Raw genomic sequence first — 13,152 nt, forward strand, 5'->3', positions numbered from 1 at the left:
TATGCAAATCTTCTAAGGTGTGGTTTTTCCTCTGTAGTTAAAATTATAGCAAAAAAAAATCGGAATTATTAGTTCCGATTTTATAGAAATTATTTTTTCTTTGATTTCTTCTTTTTAGCAGCAGCAACAGCTTTTTTCTTAGCCTTTTTTTCTTTTAGTTTCTTTTTGGCTTTTTCTTTTTTAGCTTTCTCTTTTTTCTTTTTTCTAGCTTTTTTTTCTTTCTCTTTTTGCTTGTCTTTTGCTTTTTTCGCTTTTTCTTTCTCTTTGATTTTTTCGCTCATTTTCTTTAATTTTTTAATGTTCTTTTTATCTAACTTTTTTGTTTTCTCTTCAGATGAGTTTTCTGTAGTATCAAGTGTAACTTCTACTGTATTTGTTTCGGTAGTACTCGGTATTTCGCTTTCTACTCCTTTTGTGTCAGCAGTAATAATAGCAGGAACTATTTCGGTCACAATTTTAGGTTTTCGTACGGTAGGAGCTTTTTTTATAACTGGTTTTGATACATCAGTGGTTGTTGGTTCGTTTTCTAAAATAATAGAATCGGGTTGTTTATTTTCTTCCATTTTAAAATTGTGATTGATTAGTTGTTTTTAACATTAACTGAATGTTAAGCAAATGTAAAGTATTAAAACAGTAGAGCAATGTTAAGTTTTTAACGAAACTAAAAACTTAACATTGGAAATGAATAATTTAAAGATGTTTCTTAAATCGAAAAAACCGACAAGTTCACAAGAACGAGTCGGTTTTAATACATACAGGCTGGAGGGAATTTTATTTCTAAATAACTAAAACTAAAATTAAAACTAAAAAAATATTTTCCAACCTGTAAAAGATTTGGCTAGTAATATGTAAAGCGCCTTACTTTGGCAATGTATTTTGCAAGTCGAATGACTTGGTGACTGTAGCCATATTCGTTGTCGTACCAAATATATAATACAATATTTTTCCCGTCTTTAGAAACGATAGTCGCGTTGCTGTCATATATAGAAGGTGCTGAGGTTCCAACTATATCAGATGAAACCAGTTCGTTATTTAATGAATATTTAATTTGCTCTACTAATTCGCCTTCCAAAGCGTATTTTTTAATGATGTCGTTGATAGCTTCTACCGAAGTTTCCGTTTTTACTTCAAGATTCAGTACAACTAATGAACCATTTGGAACAGGAACACGGATAGCATTTGAAGTTAATTTTCCTTCCAATGAGGGTAATGCTTTGGCTACTGCTGTTCCGGCACCCGTTTCGGTGATGACCATGTTGAGAGCTGCTGCTCTGCCACGACGGTATTTTTTGTGCATGTTATCGACCAAATTTTGGTCATTAGTATACGCATGAATAGTTTCTAAATGTCCTTTTACAACGCCCAAAGTATCTTCAATCGCTTTTAGGATTGGAGTAATAGCATTGGTGGTGCAAGAAGCAGCGGAGAAAATGTCGGTTTCGTCTGGATTGTATTCGTTTTGGTTCACTCCATGAACGATATTTGGAACTCCTTTTCCTGGAGCAGTAAGCAAAACTTTAGCAACACCTTTTGAAACTAAATGACGGCTCAAAGCTTCTTTGGTGGTAAAAGCACCTGTGTTATCAATTACGAGGGCTTTGTTTATCCCGAAGTTAGTATAATCAATTTCTTCAGGAGTATTGGCAGTAATGATATGAACAGTAGTGCCATTGATGATTAATGCATTGTTGTCAACATCGGCAACAACTGATCCTTGAAAATCTCCGTGAATGGAATCGTAGCGCAGTAAAGAAGCTCTTTTCTCTAAACTTACTGCATCATTTTTGTCTCTTGTGACAATGGCTCTCAATCGCATTTGATCTCCTTTGCCAGTTTTAGACATTAGCTCTCTTGCCAATAAACGTCCGATTCGGCCGAACCCATAAAGAACAACATCTTTTGGTTTAATTTCTTTCGATGATTTGGCTTTTTTTAATTTCTCTAAAACAAAATGCCTTACATCTGGGTGTTTTTCATCTTCCAAGCGGTATTCATACGTTAGTTTACCAATGTCTAATTTGGATGGTGGCAAATCTAAAGTAAGAATAACATTGGCAATTTCTACAGAATCAGAAACTGAAATGGGTTTTTCAACAAATTTTGCTGCGTATTCATGTAAGTTGATGACCTCGCTTACATTTCGATCTATTAATTGATTTCGGAACAAAACCAATTCGATGGATTTGTCATACCATAAATCGCTAATTATTTTTATTAATTCGACACCTGAGCGTCTTCTGTCGGCTTGTAACGAAACCTCTTTTTCGTATAAATCCATTTTCGTCATGCTGAAATTTGTAATGTTAGGTAAAATTTTTAATAACAAAAAATACAATATTTGTTACGTATTTTTAAAAATCAACGCAAAATTACTTATTTCAATCGATTTCGTAACTTTTTTTAACTTTTTTTTGAAATAAAAAAAGCCAGCTTACATTTTGTAAACTGGCTTTAGATTTAGTGTTTTAACTTTTTAGATAATGATTCGCATCACTTCTCCGTTTTTATTAATCATTTCAATACGGATACTTTGTTTTTCATCTTTATTATTCAAAATTTTAGAAATGGTTTCAATATTGGTAGCTTTCACATTATCAATACTCAAAATGATATTTCCAACTAATTCATTGGTGTATTGCGCTAAGTTTTCGTTGGTAATAGATTTAATTTTAACGCCATAATCCAATTTGAATTTCTTTTTGTCGGCAACATCAATATTTTCCAGTTCGATTCCTTTAAATTCTGTAGCGAAAGATTCGTTTTTACTCAATATAACTGGTACAATAATATTTTTGCCTTCTCTAATAATGGTTACTTGTATCTTGTCATTTGGTCTTTTTGTGTTTACATAACCTGAAAGATCCGCAAAAGTAGCAATATCCTGATTGTCTAATTTGATGATAATGTCACCTTTTTGCAGTTTTGCTCTTTCGGCACCAGAGTTTTTAGCTACTTTGTTAATGTAAAAACCTTGAGTTTGCATAATGCCCAATTCTTTGGATGCAGTTCCGTTTAGTTCACCACCTTCAACTCCTAGAATTCCTCTTTGTACATTGCCAAACTCCATGATGTCCTCAATTATTTTTCGGGCGTTATTTGAAGGTATTGCAAAAGAGTATCCTACATATGAGCCTGTCATTGACGAAATCATAGTATTGATTCCGATTAATTCTCCACGAGTATTTACCAATGCGCCTCCGCTATTTCCTGGATTTACGGCTGCATCTGTTTGTATGAAAGATTGTATGCCTCGCGTATCCAGATTTCTGGCTTTTGCCGAAACAATTCCTGCAGTTACTGTTGAAGTTAAATTGTACGGATTTCCAACTGCCAATACCCATTCTCCCACTTTAACCGAATCAGAATTGGCAAATGTGGAATACGGCAGTTTTTCATCGGCATCAATTTTTAGCAAAGCAATATCCATTTTAGAATCGGTCCCGATGAGTTTTGCTTTGTATGTTTTTTTGTTATTCAATGTGATTTCAATATCCGATGCGTCTTTCACAACGTGATTGTTCGTAACGATATAACCATCTTCCGAAATAATAACGCCCGAACCAGTTCCAACTTGCTCTTGCTGTTGCTGTCCGCCATAACCGTAAAAATATTCCATTATAGGATTAGAAATTGTTCTTACCGAAACGTTTTTTACGTGTACAACCGTATGAATGGTTTTGTCTGCCGCAGTTGTAAAGTCCACATTTTCGGCACCTAAACTCGTTTGCCTTGCGTAAGACTCAGGAGCAAGTGTTGTAATTCCATTTTTGTTTGAAGAAAAGTAACCATTGTTGTCAAATAATAATTTGTATGCGCCAAGGGTTGTTGCGCCACTTAACAAGGATACCAAGAATAATTTTGAAATTTGTTTCATTTTGCTTTTTGTTTTTAATTGGTTGTAAATAGTAATGTTGGTAATACTTAAAATAAATGAGTAGCTATTTCGTTCTTTCTTTTATAAAATAAAGGCTTAGTGTCTTAGCAACTCAGAAACTCAGTTTCTCAATATTATTAGTTATTTCATTACGAATTTAGTAGATTTTTTTTTTCGAACAATATGGTTTAACGCTCTTTAACAATGATTAACAATTCATTAATAGTTTGTACTTTTGTAGTGCTAAAATTGAAATAAAAATGCAATTAGAATTTTATAAATATCAAGGTGCTGGGAACGATTTTGTTATGATTGACAATCGTTCAGGCTTTTTTCCAAAAGACAATATACAATTGATCGCTCATTTGTGTGACAGACGTTTTGGAATAGGAGGAGACGGACTTATTTTGTTAGAAAACGACACGGATACCGATTTTAAAATGGTGTATTACAACTCCGATGGGAATCAAAGTTCAATGTGTGGTAATGGAGGTCGTTGTTTAGTGGCTTTTGCCAAAGATTTAGACGTTATAGAAAATGCAACAACTTTTATCGCAACAGATGGTTTGCATCACGCATCATTTGAAGATAATGGGTTGGTTTCGTTGCAAATGATTGATGTCCCTACAATCGATATTAAGGAGGATTATTCGTTCTTGAATACAGGTTCACCACATCATGTACAAATTGTGGAAGATTTAGAGCACTACAATGTGAAAGAGAATGGTGCGGCAATTCGCTATGGTGAATTATATGGTGCAGTAGGAAGTAATATCAATTTTGTGAAAAAAATAGATGAAACTACTTTTGCACTTCGTACTTATGAAAGAGGAGTAGAAGATGAAACTTTGGCTTGTGGTACTGGAGCTACTGCGGTTGCCATCGCTATGAATGCTACTGGCGAAACAAATGCAACTGCTATTAATGTTAATGTTGAAGGAGGAAAATTAGTGGTTTCATTTGATAAAAATGAAAATGGTTTTACTAATGTTTTCTTGAAAGGCCCTGCAGAATTTGTATTTAAAGGAACTATAGAGGTTTAAGAAAAAATGAAGCAGAGGTTCCTAGGTTTTTTTAAGATGCAAAAAAAATATTTCTACACGTAAATAGATGTTATGAATAATGAAATTACCATTCCTGACGATATTATTAGCAGTAAAATTTACTTAATAAGAGATCAGAAAGTAATGTTTGATAAAGATTTAGCGGAACTGTATGCTGTTGAAACCAAACAGCTAAAAAGGCAAGTTCGTAGAAATATGGAACGATTTCCAGAAGATTTTATGTTCGAACTAAATCAACAAGAGTTTGATAATTTGAGGAGCCAATTTGGCACCTCAAATTGGGGAGGTACAAGATATTTACCAATGGCATTTACTGAGCAAGGCGTTGCAATGTTGTCAAGCGTGCTTAATAGTGCAACGGCAATTAAAGTGAACATACAAATTATTAGGGTTTTTACCAGAATAAGAGAAATGCTTACTGATAGTTTGAGTATGAAGCTTGAAATAGAGGAGATTAAAAAGAAACTCTCTAATCATTCTAAAAACATTGAGTTAGTTTTCAATTATCTTGATGAGCTTATTGATAAAAAAGAAAATAATGAGCCAAGAAAAAAAATTGGATATAAAAATGATTAATTCTTAATGAAAACATTAAAAGGCGACAACATATACATTCGAGCACTTGAACCCAGTGATTTGGAGTTTATTTATGCTATCGAAAATGATCAGCGTATTTGGGAAGTGAGTAATACGCAAACACCTTATAGTCGGTTTTTAGTAAAACAATATTTAGAAAATGCCCATCAGGATATTTACGAAGCTAAACAATTGCGATTAGCGATTTGTCAGGATCAGGATTTTCCAGCTTTGGGATTAATTGATCTATTTGATTTTGATCCAAAAAACAATAGAGCAGGCGTAGGTATTGTAATTCAGGAGGATGAGAATAGGAATCAGAAGATTGGTTCAGAAGCTTTAGAGTTATTGATTCATTATTCTTTTTATAATCTTAATTTGCATCAATTGTATGCAAATATTGGTTGTGAAAATGAAGCTAGTATTGCTCTTTTTACTAAATTTGGTTTTCAAAAAATCGGCGTAAAAAAAGATTGGACTTTGGTCAATGGAGTTTACAAGGATGAAGCCGTTTTTCAATTAATAAATAATCACACGAGCGACAGCGAACTGGCGCAGCAATTTTAAATTTTTATATTTTGAATCTAAAGAAAATAGTATCATTAGTATCTGTTGTATTAATATCAGTTTTGATAGTGTACGGGTTTGTTTTGATGTATCAAATTTTTAGTGGTAACACCAAGTTTACAGAAAAAGAGGTGTACGTTTATGTACCTACAAACTCAAATTATGAGCAAGCAAAGCAAATAATTGCTCCTTATGTAAAAAATATGGATCGCTTTGAATTGGTTGCTGGAAAAACAAGTTATCCTGAAAACGTAAAAGCGGGTCGTTTTTTGTTGAAAAGTGGAATGAACAGTTATGAGTTAGTCAAAGCGATGAAGTTCAATGATCCTGTTAGTTTAGCTTTTAATAACCAAGAACGTATAGAGAATTTAGCAGGGCGTGTTGGTTCTCAAATCGAGCCAGATAGTTTGGAACTTTTAAATACATTTAAGGATTCTATTTTTTTGAAAGAAAATGGTTTTACTGAAGAAAATGTGTTGGTAATGTTTATTCCGAATACGTATGATATTTATTGGAATACTTCGGCGGTGAAGTTTCGCGATAAAATGATTAAAGAATACCATAATTTTTGGAACAAAGAAAGAATAACTAAAGCAGCAGCACAAGGTTTAACACCTATTCAAGCTACTATTTTGGCTTCGATAGTACATAAAGAGTCGGTTAAAAAAGATGAAAGACCAAGAATTGCAGGTGTTTATTTGAATCGATTGGGATTAGGAATGCCTTTGCAAGCTGACCCAACGGTTATTTTTGCAATGAAAAAGAAGTCTAATGATTTTAATCAAGTGATAAAAAGAGTTTTTTATAATGATTTGATTATGAAACACCCTTATAATACGTATGTAAATATTGGTCTTCCTCCAGGTCCGATAGCAATGCCAGATATTACGGCTCTTGAAGCTGTTTTAAATCCTGAAAAGCATAATTTTATCTATTTCTGCGCCAGTGTAGATCGTTTTGGATATCATGAATTTGCAGCGACTTTGGCAGAACACAATGTAAATGCTAAAAAATATTCGGATTGGATTAATAGTCAAGGCGTACAGCGATAGTTTATAGAGTCGTTGTTGAAATTTAAAAAAAGCTTCAAGGGTGTTTTAGGACAGTTTTGAAGCTTTTTTTGGTTTTGTATGTCATTGTGAGGAACGAAGCAATCTCATTTACAGCATCAATTGTTTGGGTTAAATTTGTTAGTGTGTTTGCTTCGTTCCTCGCAATGACTTTAATAGCGGAATTGCAGACTGAAATTGTAAAAAACTAATCTAAATTTTTACACAAAAAGCTATTATGAAACCAGATTTGCATGAGGGATGGAAATGGCATCCTTTTCTTTTCCTTTTTTTGGAAAAGAAAAGATATAATGGACAGCCCGACCCTTGTGGTCATGCCCAAAAATTAAATAGATAGATTAAGAATTCCTATTTTTTCATCTCAAACGTTATAGTAAATTGAAGAAAATGTAATCATTTAGGTCTAATTATGCTTTTTTGAGACGTTTTGTCTTTTTTTTAATAAGAATAAGTATATCTTTTTGGGTTCAAAATTTAGTGATTTTTCGTTTTTTTTATTTTTATTTCAAAATGAGAACTTCCACGCAGTTAGTGCCTTAACTAGGTATTATTTAAAAAGTTGATAAGTTTAAAGCCTTGATTTTCAGCTTTATTTTTTAAGTCGTATCTTTGGGCATAGAAATTTCTTAACGGGACAGCGTTTTGAAGAAAACTTATTTATGATAAAAAAATGGTATTTTTACGCAAGTTTAATTGTAGTAGTAGCTTTTTTAAGCTCAGGTTTTAAACCATCAAAATTAGAATCAACCCCATGGTTTCTAATTCACGAAACAGATGATACATCCTACTTACTACCATCATTAAATGAGACTGATTATACCAATTCTGAAATTCCCTATACTGGAACTTTCTTTATTGGTTATAAAGAAGCCATAGGCTTTCTTGAGTCGCAAGGTAAATACAGAAAAATTAATTCTCTTGGTTATTTAGGAAAATACCAATTTGGTGTTGAAACTTTAAAAACTATCGGTATTCATGATAGTTTAGCTTTTCTAAATAGTCCAAAAATGCAAGAAAAAGCTTTTATAGCTCTTTTATCTCAAAACAAATGGATGCTGAGACATATCATCCAAAAGTACGAAGGAACCGTTTTGAACGGAATCCGAATCACCGAATCTGGAATTTTGGCGGCGGCACATTTAGCTGGTCCTGGTACCGTTAAAAAGTATTTCAGATACAAAGGGAAGCGTTCTTTTAGGGATATTTATGGTACTTCTTTGGGGAGTTATTTGGTGAAATTTGGAGGTTATGATACTTCTTTTATTCAAGCCAATAGTACCGCAAGCGTTGATTAAACGATGTTTAACTTTTAAATTATAAAGCGTCCATTTGAAATTATTTCAAATGGACGCTTTTTTTTAATTAAACCTATTTTCCGTTAGTAAATTTTAATCGATTAAAATTTCTAATATTTTGATGGCGGCTTCACTAATTTTAGTTCCAGGGCCAAAAATGGCTACAGCACCAGCATCAAATAAAAATTGATAATCTTGTGTGGGTATTACTCCGCCTACGATTACCATAATGTCTTCTCTGCCGTATTTTTTTAGCTCTTCGATTACTTGTGGAACTAATGTTTTGTGTCCAGCGGCAAGTGAAGATACACCAAGGATATGCACATCGTTTTCCACAGCTTGTTTCGCCGCTTCGGCTGGAGTTTGAAATAAGGATCCAATATCAACATCAAAACCGATATCGGCATAGCCTGTGGCAACTACTTTGGCACCACGATCATGACCATCTTGCCCCATTTTGGCAATCATTATTCTTGGACGACGGCCTTCTTGCTTGGCAAAGTCGTCTGCTAGTTGTTTTGCTTTTTCAAAGCTTTTGTCATCTTTCATTTCTTTGCTATAAACTCCGCTAAAAGATTTAATTTGTGCTTTATACCTTCCGAAAATTTGCTCTAAAGCATTGCTAATTTCTCCCAATGTGCAACGATTTCTAGCAGCTTCGACAGCAATTTCTAATAAATTCCCTTCGCCCGTTTGAGCAGAATTGGTTAATTTTTGAAGAGATACTTTGACGTTGCTTGAATTTCTGGTTGCTTTTATATGATCTAATTGTTCTAGCTGTTGTTGCCGAACCATTTGGTTATCTACATCTAGAATTTGTAATGGATCTTCTTTTTCTAATCGGTATTTGTTGACGCCAACAATAATATCTTGTCCACTATCTATTCGAGCTTGTTTGCGGGCTGCAGCTTCTTCAATTCGGATTTTTGGAATACCAGTTTCAATCGCTTTGGTCATTCCGCCTAATTCTTCCACTTCTTCAATCAGTTTCCAAGCTTTTTCTACAATTTCATTAGTCAGGCTTTCTACATAATAACTTCCCGCCCAAGGATCTACTGTTTTGGTGATTTTGGTTTCTTCTTGTAAATAGATTTGCGTATTTCGGGCAATTCGTGCCGAGAAGTCTGTTGGTAATGCAATTGCTTCGTCGAGTGCATTGGTATGTAAAGATTGTGTTCCTCCAAAAATGGCTGCAGTAGCTTCTATGCAGGTTCGAGTTACATTGTTGAATGGGTCTTGTTCTGTTAAACTCCAGCCTGATGTTTGACAATGAGCCCTAAGTGCTAATGTTTTTTCATCTTTAGGATTGAATTGTTTGAGCAGTTTTGCCCAAATCATTCTGGCAGCCCTCATTTTTGCAATTTCCATAAAATGGTTCATGCCAATTGCCCAGAAAAAAGAGAGGTGAGGAGCAAAATCATCTATTTTCATACCAGTTGACAATCCTGTTCTAATGTATTCTAATCCATCTGCAAGTGTGTATGCTAATTCAATATCGGCAGTTGCTCCAGCTTCTTGCATGTGATAGCCAGAGATAGAAATAGAATTGAATTTTGGCATTTTTTTGCTCGTATATTCAAATATATCAGCAATGATTTTCATAGAAGGAGTAGGAGGGTAGATATAGGTGTTACGTACCATATATTCTTTCAAAATATCATTTTGAATGGTTCCTGAAAGTTGTTCAGGTTTGATACCTTGTTCTTCGGCAGCCACAATATAAAAAGCCATAATTGGTAAAACAGCACCATTCATAGTCATAGAAACCGACATTTCATCGAGTGGAATCTGGTCGAATAATACTTTCATGTCTTCAACAGTATCGATGGCTACTCCCGCTTTTCCAACATCGCCAGCTACACGTTCGTGGTCTGAATCATAACCTCTGTGTGTGGGTAAATCAAAAGCAATGGAAAGTCCTTTTTGTCCTGCGGCAAGATTTCGTTTGTAAAAAGCATTGCTATCTTGAGCTGTAGAGAAGCCTGCATATTGGCGAATTGTCCAGGGTTTGCGTACATACATAGTCGCATAAGGACCACGTAAGTTAGGTGCAAAGCCAGCTGCAAAGTCAAGATGCTCGAGCGTTTCTATATCTTTTTCCGTGTACTTTTTGTGAAGTTCAATTCCCTCGGCTGTTAGAAAGTTCTCAGACTGCAGACTGCAGACTGCAGACTGAAAATCTTTTTTAAGTGTTATATGCTGTAAATCTTTTCTTTTCATTTTATTAAAGTAATAGAAATTCATTACTAGAATTAATCTCGATTAATCCAGATTTTAGAATTTCTGGAAGTATGATAAACTGCCTTTATAACAATTGTAGTTTGATAAATTGAAAAATGGATTGAATAGGGAAATTTTTCTGTAAATGCAATTCTAACATCATCATACCGAATTTGATATAAAAGTGGATTTTTATGTATAATACTTACCTCTTTTTTTACAGCATTAGTAAATTTTTTTCCAGATTCACTTTGTTTATTTTTATACCAAAGTGCAATTTCTTTTATGTCTTGCTTAGAAGCTTCAAGAATTTTTAGATTATAATTCATCTTCAATTTCTTTCATGGCTTCAGAAAAGTCTTGTGCAATTGATGGGTCTTTTAGATATTCGGTTGTTCTCTCTCTAACTTCATTTATCTGCCATTCCGGAATAGTAATTCCTTTTTTATCTGTTGGAAAAATGATGATTTCTACTTCATCTGCAATAAAGTCAAGCGGTAAAGTGATATTGATTTGATGGTTTTTTACGGTAACTATTTGTCTAATTGCTTCCATGATATTTTTTTATACTGTAAAGATAGTTTTTTTATCGTTTGTTGTTATTGCTGGAAATCAATCATTTATCACTCATTTGCTAATCGTTTCTGTTCCAGTTTTTCTGCCAATCGTTTTTCGATTATTGGTGTAATTAATGTTTTTCTAGGTTTGATTTTTACAAATGGAAACAATTCTAAATCCTGTTTCATTTTGTCATTTTTGTTCGGGTATTTATTGGTTCCCAATAAAGTTTCTTTCCCAGAATCAAACAAAGCCTGTTCTGCATCTGCGCTTTCTTGAATTTTTCTTTTAATAACGCCTTCATTCAATTGTTTTAGAAATCCGCCTTTGGTTTCTATATCTTTAAATAACGCTAATGCTTTTTCAGCTAGTTGATGGGTTAAATTTTCAATATAATAACTGCCATCTGCTGGATTATCTATTTTGTCAAAATAGCTTTCATTTTTTAAAATCAACAATTGATTTCTTGCAATTCTATTTCCAAATTCATTGTCTTTGTGGTACAAAGCATCATAAGACAAATTGGCAATTGCATTGGCACCACCAAGAACTGCACTCATACATTCGGTTGTAGTTCGAAGCATATTGACATTATAATCATAGATGGTTTTATTGCGTTTTGTTGGAGTAACTATAATATGGCAATCTAGATTATGTTGATATTCCTGAGCTATTATTTTAAACAGTATTCGGAATGCTCTAAGTTTTGCAATTTCAAAGAAATAATTGGCTCCCACTGATATTTGAAAAACGATAGGCTTGTTTATAATTGCTATTCGATTAAAATATTCATTAGCATGAGCAAGGCTGTATGCAATTTGTTGAACCATATTAGCTCCAGCATTTTGGTACAAACTACTATTAATGCTAATGAGTGAAAGTGATGTCGTTGCTGTAGAAAGTATATTTAGGGTATCAAAATTATTTTTTTCTTTTGTTTGATACCAATTTCCATCTTTAGACAATTGCCCAATTGGGTCCAAAAGACAAAAGATTGTTGCTTTTTTTTCTTTTGCTATTTCATCAATCTTTTTGACGAAATCGATTGAAAGGAATCGAAAATGAAAGTAAATAGTAATTTTTTCTAAAGGAAGTTGATCCAATAGTTTTCTGATGTTTACGCTTTCTTCTGGAATGGTAAAACGAATACTTTCGGCTCCACGATTAATAGAGTCTAAAGCTTTTTCGATTGATTTGTTAAAATCAAATACAAAGATGTTTTGGCAAATTTTAAACTGAGAAACTTTTGTGGAAACAGAATGTATTTTGGTTAAATCTTCTTTATCATAAAATGGCTTCACTTTGATATCCTCGGGAGAATTCCAGATTAAAGTTTCATTATAATCGGCTCCGTTGAGTTCAAATTGGATTTTTTGTTTCCAAAGTTTTGCAGAAACTGGACTGAAATCATCGAATAAATTCTTGGCCATTTTAATTGTGATTAGATTTAAGTAATGAGAACAAAATAACTCTTGTATTTGTATATTCAAAACATTGTTCCGATTGTTAAATTGGCAACCAGATTATTTTTTCTTTACAGTATCACCATCAAATTGAATGATATAAATATCTTCGCTATCTTTTTTCATATAGTATTTTTCGCGAGCATATTTCTCTATTTGCATAGGGTTTTTTAGCTGTTTGATATTTTCTTCATCCTTTTTGATTTCTTCTTGATAATAAGCAGCATTTTCTTCTAGTCCATCAATTTGTTTGTCTAAAAATCGATGTTCAAAATAAGAGTAATTATCTAAGAAAACCATCCATATCAAAAATGATAACGATACCCAAACGTATTTGTTACTCAAAAATTTAAACCAATAATTGTCTTTAAATGGGTTCTTCATTGGGGTTTATGCCTAATTTTAATAGAAAAGTGAAATTTTGTTTGGTATAACTTTAGTTTTATAAAGCCTAAAAGTTTTGCT

The 13,152-nt window shown here is 33.2% G+C and carries 13 protein-coding genes; 5 read left to right on the forward strand and 8 right to left on the reverse strand.

The features are described 5' to 3' along the window. Nucleotides 1-89 precede the first annotated feature (89 nt). The 3 genes from ACUN3A_RS13435 to ACUN3A_RS13445 all read right to left on the reverse strand — a co-directional run bounded on the left by ACUN3A_RS13435 (nt 90) and on the right by ACUN3A_RS13445 (nt 3,874). On the reverse strand, nt 90-563 hold the full coding sequence (locus ACUN3A_RS13435) for a hypothetical protein (RefSeq protein ID WP_445551787.1): 474 nt from the start codon (nt 561-563) through the stop codon (nt 90-92). A gap of 275 nt (nt 564-838) precedes the next feature. After that, a complete protein-coding gene (locus tag ACUN3A_RS13440; RefSeq protein ID WP_445551788.1) occupies nt 839-2,287 on the reverse strand; it encodes a glyceraldehyde-3-phosphate dehydrogenase in 1,449 nt (482 codons plus the stop codon). A gap of 186 nt (nt 2,288-2,473) precedes the next feature. After that, the gene (locus ACUN3A_RS13445) at nt 2,474-3,874 is read right to left on the reverse strand and encodes a trypsin-like peptidase domain-containing protein (RefSeq protein ID WP_445551789.1); all 1,401 of its coding nucleotides are present in this window, start codon (nt 3,872-3,874) and stop codon (nt 2,474-2,476) included. Nucleotides 3,875-4,134: 260 nt separating this feature from the next. Here ACUN3A_RS13445 and dapF point away from each other — a divergent pair, with 260 nt between their 5' ends. The 5 genes from dapF (at nt 4,135) to ACUN3A_RS13470 (ending at nt 8,446) form a co-directional block, all read left to right on the forward strand. Next, the gene (gene dapF / locus ACUN3A_RS13450; protein WP_445551790.1) at nt 4,135-4,917 is read left to right on the forward strand and encodes a diaminopimelate epimerase; all 783 of its coding nucleotides are present in this window, start codon (nt 4,135-4,137) and stop codon (nt 4,915-4,917) included. Nucleotides 4,918-4,989: 72 nt separating this feature from the next. Beyond that, a complete protein-coding gene (locus ACUN3A_RS13455; RefSeq protein WP_445551791.1) occupies nt 4,990-5,514 on the forward strand; it encodes an ORF6N domain-containing protein in 525 nt (174 codons plus the stop codon). A 6-nt stretch (nt 5,515-5,520) separates the two neighbouring features. After that, a complete protein-coding gene (locus tag ACUN3A_RS13460) occupies nt 5,521-6,081 on the forward strand; it encodes a GNAT family N-acetyltransferase (RefSeq protein WP_445551792.1) in 561 nt (186 codons plus the stop codon). Between the two features lie 11 nt (nt 6,082-6,092). Beyond that, nucleotides 6,093-7,133, forward strand: coding sequence for an endolytic transglycosylase MltG (mltG, locus tag ACUN3A_RS13465; protein ID WP_445551793.1), 1,041 nt, complete (start codon nt 6,093-6,095; stop codon nt 7,131-7,133). A gap of 677 nt (nt 7,134-7,810) precedes the next feature. Then, nucleotides 7,811-8,446, forward strand: a complete 636-nt coding sequence (locus ACUN3A_RS13470) for a peptidoglycan-binding protein LysM (protein WP_445551794.1) — start codon at nt 7,811-7,813, stop codon at nt 8,444-8,446. 93 nt (nt 8,447-8,539) lie between these two features. On the opposite strand, the gene scpA is transcribed toward ACUN3A_RS13470, so the two are convergent. From scpA to ACUN3A_RS13495, 5 genes are all read right to left on the reverse strand, one after another. Further along, nucleotides 8,540-10,666 carry a methylmalonyl-CoA mutase gene (gene scpA, locus ACUN3A_RS13475; protein WP_445551795.1) on the reverse strand — a complete coding sequence of 709 codons (2,127 nt, stop codon included), beginning with the start codon at nt 10,664-10,666 and terminating at the stop codon, nt 8,540-8,542. 32 nt (nt 10,667-10,698) lie between these two features. Continuing rightward, nucleotides 10,699-10,995 (reverse strand): type II toxin-antitoxin system RelE/ParE family toxin, encoded by a 297-nt coding sequence (locus ACUN3A_RS13480; RefSeq protein ID WP_445551796.1) that lies wholly within the window; start codon nt 10,993-10,995, stop codon nt 10,699-10,701. Next, nucleotides 10,985-11,221, reverse strand: coding sequence for a hypothetical protein (locus ACUN3A_RS13485; protein ID WP_445551797.1), 237 nt, complete (start codon nt 11,219-11,221; stop codon nt 10,985-10,987). Before ACUN3A_RS13485 ends, ACUN3A_RS13480 begins: the two co-directional genes overlap by 11 nt. A gap of 68 nt (nt 11,222-11,289) precedes the next feature. After that, on the reverse strand, nt 11,290-12,654 hold the full coding sequence (locus tag ACUN3A_RS13490; RefSeq protein WP_445551798.1) for a methylmalonyl-CoA mutase subunit beta: 1,365 nt from the start codon (nt 12,652-12,654) through the stop codon (nt 11,290-11,292). Nucleotides 12,655-12,747: 93 nt separating this feature from the next. Further along, nucleotides 12,748-13,071 carry an FtsB family cell division protein gene (locus ACUN3A_RS13495; protein ID WP_445551799.1) on the reverse strand — a complete coding sequence of 108 codons (324 nt, stop codon included), beginning with the start codon at nt 13,069-13,071 and terminating at the stop codon, nt 12,748-12,750. Nucleotides 13,072-13,152 lie beyond the last annotated feature (81 nt).

The organism is Flavobacterium sp. WC2509 (assembly GCF_052683105.1).

Coding starts and splice junctions, on each gene's coding strand:
- ACUN3A_RS13460 (WP_445551792.1), top strand. CDS start 5,521: ATGAAAACATTAAAAGGCGACAACATATACATTCGAGCACTTGAACCC.
- ACUN3A_RS13495 (WP_445551799.1), bottom strand. CDS start 13,071: ATGAAGAACCCATTTAAAGACAATTATTGGTTTAAATTTTTGAGTAAC.
- dapF (WP_445551790.1), top strand. CDS start 4,135: ATGCAATTAGAATTTTATAAATATCAAGGTGCTGGGAACGATTTTGTT.
- ACUN3A_RS13455 (WP_445551791.1), top strand. CDS start 4,990: ATGAATAATGAAATTACCATTCCTGACGATATTATTAGCAGTAAAATT.
- ACUN3A_RS13445 (WP_445551789.1), bottom strand. CDS start 3,874: ATGAAACAAATTTCAAAATTATTCTTGGTATCCTTGTTAAGTGGCGCA.
- ACUN3A_RS13435 (WP_445551787.1), bottom strand. CDS start 563: ATGGAAGAAAATAAACAACCCGATTCTATTATTTTAGAAAACGAACCA.
- scpA (WP_445551795.1), bottom strand. CDS start 10,666: ATGAAAAGAAAAGATTTACAGCATATAACACTTAAAAAAGATTTTCAG.
- ACUN3A_RS13440 (WP_445551788.1), bottom strand. CDS start 2,287: ATGACGAAAATGGATTTATACGAAAAAGAGGTTTCGTTACAAGCCGAC.
- ACUN3A_RS13470 (WP_445551794.1), top strand. CDS start 7,811: ATGATAAAAAAATGGTATTTTTACGCAAGTTTAATTGTAGTAGTAGCT.
- ACUN3A_RS13490 (WP_445551798.1), bottom strand. CDS start 12,654: ATGGCCAAGAATTTATTCGATGATTTCAGTCCAGTTTCTGCAAAACTT.
- ACUN3A_RS13485 (WP_445551797.1), bottom strand. CDS start 11,221: ATGGAAGCAATTAGACAAATAGTTACCGTAAAAAACCATCAAATCAAT.
- ACUN3A_RS13480 (WP_445551796.1), bottom strand. CDS start 10,995: ATGAATTATAATCTAAAAATTCTTGAAGCTTCTAAGCAAGACATAAAA.